Source organism: Spirillospora sp. NPDC049652, from assembly GCF_040675125.1.
Classification (GTDB): Bacteria; Actinomycetota; Actinomycetes; order Streptosporangiales; family Streptosporangiaceae; genus Spirillospora.
This window is the reverse complement of record NZ_JBFAOF010000348.1, coordinates 1-6,913: the sequence shown is the minus strand read 5'-3', so window position 1 is coordinate 6,913 and position 6,913 is coordinate 1. Positions and strand designations below refer to the sequence as shown.

Here is a 6,913-nt window from a genome sequence, read left to right as displayed (position 1 = left end):
GTCGTCCGCGCCGCTCCAGCCGCTGACCATGGCCGCGGCGGCGTCCGCGTAGGGGGCGGTGGAATGCTGCAGCTCGCCATGCGGAACCAGCCCGAACACCGAGATCGTGCCGACGACGTAGACGACGGCCGAGGCGACCGTCCCGGCGACGGTGGCGCGCAGGACGTTGCGGCGGGCGTCGTGCACCTCCTCGGCGGCAACCGTCGCCGACTCGACGCCGAGGAAGCTGAACATCAGCACGGCGGCGGACGCCGACAGCGCGCCCAGCGGGCTGTCGTGCACGACGAACGGGCCGAAGTTCGCCTTCTTGATGAAGAAGAGCCCCGCGACCGCGATCAGCAGCAGCGGGACGAACTTCAGCACGGTGGTGACCACCGCGATGACGCCCGCCCCGTGCACCCCAGCGAGGTTGACGAGGACGGCCAGCCAGAGCGCCCCGATGGTCACCAGCAGGGACGGCCCCCTGCCGTGCAGCGGGACCAGCACGTCCACGTAGCCCGCCCAGGCGACGACGAGGGCGGCGTTGCTGGCCCACGTGGTGATCCAGTAGGACCAGGCGGTGAGGAACCCGGTGAGCTCGCCGAACGCGTCCCGGGCGTAGACGTAGGGCCCGCCGGTGTGCGGGAGCCGCCGGGCGAGCCAGCCGAACACGAGGGCCAGCAGGACAGAGCAGATACCGACGACGACGAACGCGACGATGCCGACCGTCCCGTAGCCGGCGATCGCGGCGGGGAGCTGGAAGACGCCGACGCCGATGACGTTGCCCATGACCAGGGCGGTCGCCGCGGGCAGCCCGAGGCCGCGGCGGGGCCTCGGCTCCCCCGCGGCGGCGCCGGCCATGACGGCCGCGCCGCCCGACCCCACGGCACCGCTACCCGGCATAGCCCCGCGGCAGCACCAGGACGGGGACGTCCGAGGCGCGGACGATCTTGCCGGAGCTCTCGCCGACGAACACCTTGCGCAGCGGGCCCTCGCGGCTGGACATGGTGGTGAGCAGCTCGCCCGGCAGCATCTCGGCCGCGCCGAGGGCCTTGTTGATGTGGGTGCCCTGGACCGCCTCGGTCTCGACGTTCTCCACGCCGCGCTCGGCGAGCACCTTGCGGCCGTGGTCGAGGTCCTTCTCCGCCTGGTCGAACTGGCGCTGGACGACGTCGCCCGCGCCGAGGAAGCGCGCGGGCAGGCCGGAGGGCCGCAGCACGAGCGTCAGCAGCCGGACGGGCAGGCCGAAGTCGTTGGCGAACGTCGTGACGACCTCCATCGTGGCCTGGACGTCGCGCTGCCGGTAGTAGGCGACGCTCAGCCGCTGGAACCGGTCCGGCGGGTCCTCGGCGTAGCCGCGCGGGGCGAGCATGACCGGGACCGGCGCGCCGTGCAGGAGCTGGTCGGCGGTGCTGCCGATGGCGATGCGGTCGCGGCGGCCGCGCGGCCCGGACCCGACGACGATCAGCGTCGCGCCCACCTCCTCGGCGATCTCGATCAGGCCGCGGCCGCTGCCCCGGTGGGCGTGCACCCGGTAGGTGACGTCGCGGACGGGGTGTTTCAGCCCGGCCAGCCGGTCGGCCGCCTGGGCGAGCGCGGCGGCGGACTGCTCGCGCAGGTAGGAGAGCCATTCGGCGTCCACCGAGCCGGGGCCGCGGGTGCGCCAGGCGGGCGGGTGGACGTTGGCGACGACCAGCGGGGCGCCCGCGGTGCGGGCGGCCAGCGCGCCCAGCACGAGGGCGTCGTCGCCGCGGTCGTCGGGCGAGTAGCCGACCAGGACGCTCCGCCCGGTCCCGGCGCCGGCGGGCTCGGCGGCGGACTTGGCGGCCGGCTTCGCGGCGGACTTGGCGGCGGACCTGCCCGCTGCCCTGGCGGCACTCATGGCGTCCCCTTCGGGTTCGGTGGCTGCGCGGCTCCGTCCGTTGTCCGGCCGAGCCGCGAGTGGCGGCGGCTGTAGAGGAAGTAGACGACCAGGCCGACCGCCATCCAGATCAGGAAGATCTCCTGCGTGACGCGGTCGAGCGTGAAGATCAGCCCGGCGCAGAACAGCACGCCCAGCATCGGGGTGACGGGGTAGATCGGGGTGCGGAAGCTGCGCGGCAGGTCGGGCCGGGTCCGGCGCAGCACCATCACGCCGATGTTGACCAGCCCGAACGCGAACAGGGTGCCGATGCTGGTCGCGTCGGCGAGGTGGCCGAGCGGGACGACGGCGGCGAGCAGCGCGATGAACGCCGACACGATGAGGGTGTTGGCGACCGGCACCCGGCGGTTCGCGCTGACCTTCTGGAACACCTTCGGCATCAGGCCGTCGCGGGACATCGCGAACAGGATGCGGGTCTGGCCGTACATCACCGACAGCACGACGCTGGCGATGGCGATGACCGCGCCGAGCGACAGCACGGCGGACGGCCAGGACAGGTTCACGGCCCGCTCCAGCACCAGCGACAGCGACGCCTCGGTCTCGCCCTGCTTGAAGTCGTTCCACGGCATCGCGCCGACGGCGGCCAGGCCGACCGCGACGTAGACCACGGTGACGATGACCAGCGAGCCGATGATGGCGAGCGGCAGGTCGCGCTTGGGGTTCTTGGCCTCCTCACCGGCGGTGGACGCGGCGTCGAAGCCGATGTAGGAGAAGAACACCTTCGATCCGGCGGCCTGGATGCCGGCCCAGCCCATCGGCGCGAACGGCTTGAGGTTGCTGGCCTTGAACGCGGTGAACGCGATCACGCAGAAGAAGACCAGCACGCCGATCTTCAGCAGCACCATGATGGTGTTGACCGTGGCGGACTCCGACGCGCCCTGCAGCAGCATCAGCATCGCCAGCGCCACCACGACGACGGCGGGGACGTTGACGTAGCCGCCGGAGCCGGGCGGGTTGCTGATCGCGGCGGGCAGGGTGAACCCGAAGGTCTGGTGGAAGAAGTCGTTGAGGTACTGGCCCCAGCCGACCGCGACGGCCGAGACCGACACGGCGTACTCCAGCAGCAGGCACCAGCCGCTGACCCAGGCGATCAGCTCGCCCATGGTCGCGTAGGTGTAGGAGTAGGACGAGCCGGAGACCGGGATCGTCCCGGCGAGTTCGGCGTAGGACAGCGCGGAGAACAGCGCGGTCACCGCGGCCAGCACGAACGACAGGACGATCGCCGGGCCGACCAGCGGCACCGCCTCGCCGAGCACGACGAAGATGCCGGTGCCGAGGGTCGCGCCCACGCTGAACATGGTGAGCTGGAGCAGGGACATCGAGCGTTTCAGCTCGCCCTGCCCGCCCTCGTCCACGATCTGGTCGACGGGTTTGGTCCGGAACAGGCTGTGCAGCAAGGAGCCTGATGAAGCGGTGGCCACGGTGGTCGCTGCTTTCGTTCGGAGCCGGTGAGGCCGTTGATCAAAGGGACGACCGGAGGGTGCCCGATCCGCCCGTCTCGAACCGGTCACCCTTCGTCGTTGATCATATACTCCTGGTCACAGGGTGCTCGCGAGCGGCCAGGTGGCGTTGGGCGTCACGATGGTCCCCGCGGTGCCGTCCAGGATCTCCAGGCACTGGTCGAGCTTGCCGATCGCGGCCATGTCGCCGGTCTTCTCCACGAACCCGCAGACCGCGTCGATCTTGGGGCCCATGGAGCCGGCCGGGAAGTCCTCCGAGCGCAGCTCGAACGGCGTGGTGTGGGTGATCGGCTCGGCGTCCGGGGTGCCGAAGCCGCGCACCACGTTCGGCACGTCGGTGAGGATGAGGAAGGCGTCGGCCTCCAGCGTCTCGGCGAGCATCGCGGCGGTGAGGTCCTTGTCGATGACCGCCTCGACGCCCTCCAGCTGGCCGACGTCGTTCCGGATGACCGGAATGCCGCCGCCGCCCGCGCAGACCACGACGGTGCCGGTGCGGACGGCCTGCCGGATCAGCCGGGTCTCGATCACCCGCTGCGGCTGCGGCGACGGCACCACCCGCCGCCAGTACTCGCCGTCCGGGCGGACCGTCCAGCCGTACTCCGAGGCGAACTTGTCGGCCTCGTCCCGGGTGTAGACCTGGCCGACGAACTTGGTCGGGTTCTCGAAGGCGGGGTCGACCGCCGACACCAGGGTCTGGTTGACCATCGACAGCACCTGGCGGCCGGGCAGCGCGTTCTGCAGCGCCTGCAGCATCCAGTAGCCGATCATGCCCTGCGTCTCGGCGCCGATGGTGTCCAGCGGGTAGGGCCGGGTCAGGTTCGGGTCGCTGATGCTCTCCAGCGACAGCACCCCGACCTGCGGGCCGTTGCCGTGGGTGATGATCAGCTCGTGCCGCTCGGCCAGCGGCGCGAGCGACTTCACCGCGGTCTGCACGTTGGCGCGCTGGATCTCGGCGTCGGGCTTGTCCCCGCGTTGCATCAGGGCGTTGCCGCCGAGTGCGACGACGACTCTCATGGCAGTGTCCTCGTGGATCGAAGGGAGTGGGTCAGCCGAGCGTCGCGACCATGACGGCCTTGATCGTGTGCATCCGGTTCTCGGCCTCGTCGAAGACGATGGACGCCTCCGACTCGAACACCTCCTCGGTCACCTCCAGGGACTCCAGGCCGGTCTTCTGGTAGATGTCCTCGCCGACCGTGGTCTCGCGGTTGTGGAAGGCCGGCAGGCAGTGCATGAACCGGACGTTCGGATTGCCGGTCGCCTTCAGGACCTCGGCGTTGACCTGGTACGGCTTCAGCAGCCTGATGCGCTCGTCCCAGATCTCCTTCGGCTCGCCCATCGACACCCACACGTCGGTGAGGACGTAGTCGACGCCGCGCACGGCCTCCTGGACGTCCTCGGTGATGAGCAGCTTCCCGCCGGTCCTGGCGTTGAGCTCCTGCGCGGGCTTGACCGCCATGTCCTCGTCGGGCCAGAGGGTCCTGGGCGCGGCGATCCGCACGTCCATGCCGGACAGGGCGCCCGCCGCGATGTAGGAGTGCGCCATGTTGTTGCGGGCGTCGCCCAGGTAGGCGTAGGAGAGCGAGTTGAGCGGCCGGCCGTTGCCGTGCTCGAACATGGTGAGCTGGTCGGCGAGCATCTGGGTCGGGTGCCACTCGTCGGTGAGGCCGTTCCAGACCGGGACGCCGGAGTACTCGGCCAGCTCCTCGACCGTCTTCTGGCTGTCGCCCCGGTACTCGATGCCGTCGAACATGCGGCCCAGCACGCGGGCGGTGTCCTTGGCCGACTCCTTGTGGCCCATCTGGGAGCCGGAGGGCGGGAGGTAGGTCGCGTGCGCGCCCTGGTCGTAGGCGGCGACCTCGAAGGCGCAGCGGGTGCGGGTGGAGCTCTTCTCGAAGATCAGCGCGACGTTCTTGCCGACCAGGGTCGGCTTCTCGGCGCCGCTGTACTTGGCGCGCTTGAGCTCGGCGGACAGGTTGAGCAGGTACTGCCACTCCTTGGGGGTGAAGTCCAGCTCCTTGAGGAAGCTCCGGCCGTGCAGGTTGTAAGCCATGGTGTCTCCGTTCGGGCGGGGTCCGGCCTCCGGCCGGACCCCGCGTCGGGGCGGGTTGGTGGCGGTTCGGGGCGGCGGGCGACGCTCGCCCGGGAGATCAGGCGTCGCGCTCGATCGGGCAGCTCATGCAGCGGGGTCCGCCGCGGCCCCGGCCGAGCTCGCTGCCCCGGATGGTCAGCACCTCGATGCCGTTCTTGGTCAGGAAGTTGTTGGTCGTGGTGTTGCGCTCGTAGGCGACGACGACGCCGGGCTCCAGCGCCAGGACGTTCGAGCCGTCGTCCCACTGCTCGCGCTCGGCGGCGAACACGTCCTGGGTGGGCGTGAGGACCTTGATCTCGTCCAGGTCGAGCGCCCGGCCGATGGCCTTGTGCATGTCCTCGGCCGGGTGGTCGATGATCTTGAGTTCCTTCTCGGTGTCGCCCGGCTCGATGGTGTGGGACGGCAGCATGCCCATCCCGGCGTACTTGGTGAACACGCCGTGGTCGACCATCGTCATGACCGTGTCCAGGTGCATGAAGGCGCGCTTCTTGGTCATCCGGAGCGCGACGATCTTCTTCGCGGAGCCCTGCGCGAACAGGGACTTCGCCAGCATCTCGACGGCCTGCGGCTGGGTCCGCTCGCTCATCCCGATCAGCACCGCGCCCTTGCCGATGACCAGGACGTCGCCGCCCTCGATCGTGGCGGGGGCCATCGCGGTGCCCTCGTTCCAGACGTTGAACCCGCCCGAGTCCGGCTTGTTGTAGCCGTCGGCGAACGCCGGGTGCCACTTGTAGATGGCCTCCATGTTCACCGTCTCGCGCATGCGGGCCTTCTTCTTCATGGCGTTGATGGACACGCCGTCGTAGACCCAGCAGGAGGTGTCGCGGGTGAACAGGTGGTTCGGCAGCGGCGGCAGGATGAAGTCGTCCAGGTCGATGGCGTGGAACGCGATGGACTTGATGTCCTGCATCCGCTCCAGCAGCTCCCGCTTGGTGATGCCGCCGATCAGGAACGAGCCGAGTTCGCGCAGGTCCATCGCGTCGAAGGCGTTGCGGATCCCGTCGGTCGCCAGTGGCCCGAACCAGTGCGGGTCGATCACGTAGTCCAGGATGTGCTTCTTGGCCTCGGGGATCTCGATCGTCTCGCGCAGCAGGTCCAGCAGCAGGTGCACCTTGACGCCGCGGGAGCGCAACACCTGCTGGAACTCCTCGTGCTCCTCGCCGGCGCGCTGCACCCACAGGACGTCGTCGAACAGCAGGTCCGCCGCGTTGGACGGGGTGAGCCGCTTCAGCGACAGCTCCGGGCGGTGCACCAGCACCTGGCGCAGTCGGCCGACCTCGGAATCGACGTGGAAGGACATGGTTCAGCCTCCTTGCTGAGTAGTGGAAGTTCAGGTGTGCCGGGTGGGGCCCGGCGGCCGGTGGCCGCGGCCGCCGGGTGGCGGGTGGCCGGCTCAGCCGCCGGTTCCGGGGGGCGGGCCGTGTGGGCCGGACGGTCCGGGCGGAGGGGGCGGCCCGGCGGTGG

General features: G+C 70.4%; 6 protein-coding genes. All 6 read right to left on the bottom strand.

Translation table 11 applies throughout. The features are described 5' to 3' along the window. A partial coding sequence (locus AB0J52_RS21675) for an APC family permease (RefSeq protein WP_500183569.1) occupies window positions 1-882 on the bottom strand: 882 nt, incomplete at its 3' end. After that, entirely contained in the window at window positions 872-1,861 is a 990-nt protein-coding gene (locus tag AB0J52_RS21670; RefSeq protein WP_500183567.1) for a universal stress protein, read from the bottom strand. The genes AB0J52_RS21670 and AB0J52_RS21675, both read right to left, overlap by 11 nt. Beyond that, window positions 1,858-3,297 carry an amino acid permease gene (locus AB0J52_RS21665; protein ID WP_500183565.1) on the bottom strand — a complete coding sequence of 480 codons (1,440 nt, stop codon included), beginning with the start codon at window positions 3,295-3,297 and terminating at the stop codon, window positions 1,858-1,860. Before AB0J52_RS21665 ends, AB0J52_RS21670 begins: the two co-directional genes overlap by 4 nt. Window positions 3,298-3,438: 141 nt before the next feature. Continuing rightward, complete coding sequence (gene arcC / locus AB0J52_RS21660) at window positions 3,439-4,374, bottom strand: carbamate kinase (RefSeq protein WP_500183563.1); 936 nt, start codon at window positions 4,372-4,374, stop codon at window positions 3,439-3,441. 31 nt (window positions 4,375-4,405) lie between these two features. Further along, window positions 4,406-5,410 (bottom strand): ornithine carbamoyltransferase, encoded by a 1,005-nt coding sequence (argF, locus tag AB0J52_RS21655; protein WP_500183561.1) that lies wholly within the window; start codon window positions 5,408-5,410, stop codon window positions 4,406-4,408. 97 nt (window positions 5,411-5,507) lie between these two features. Continuing rightward, window positions 5,508-6,749, bottom strand: coding sequence for an arginine deiminase (locus tag AB0J52_RS21650; RefSeq protein ID WP_500183559.1), 1,242 nt, complete (start codon window positions 6,747-6,749; stop codon window positions 5,508-5,510). Between the last annotated feature and the right edge of the window lie 164 nt (window positions 6,750-6,913).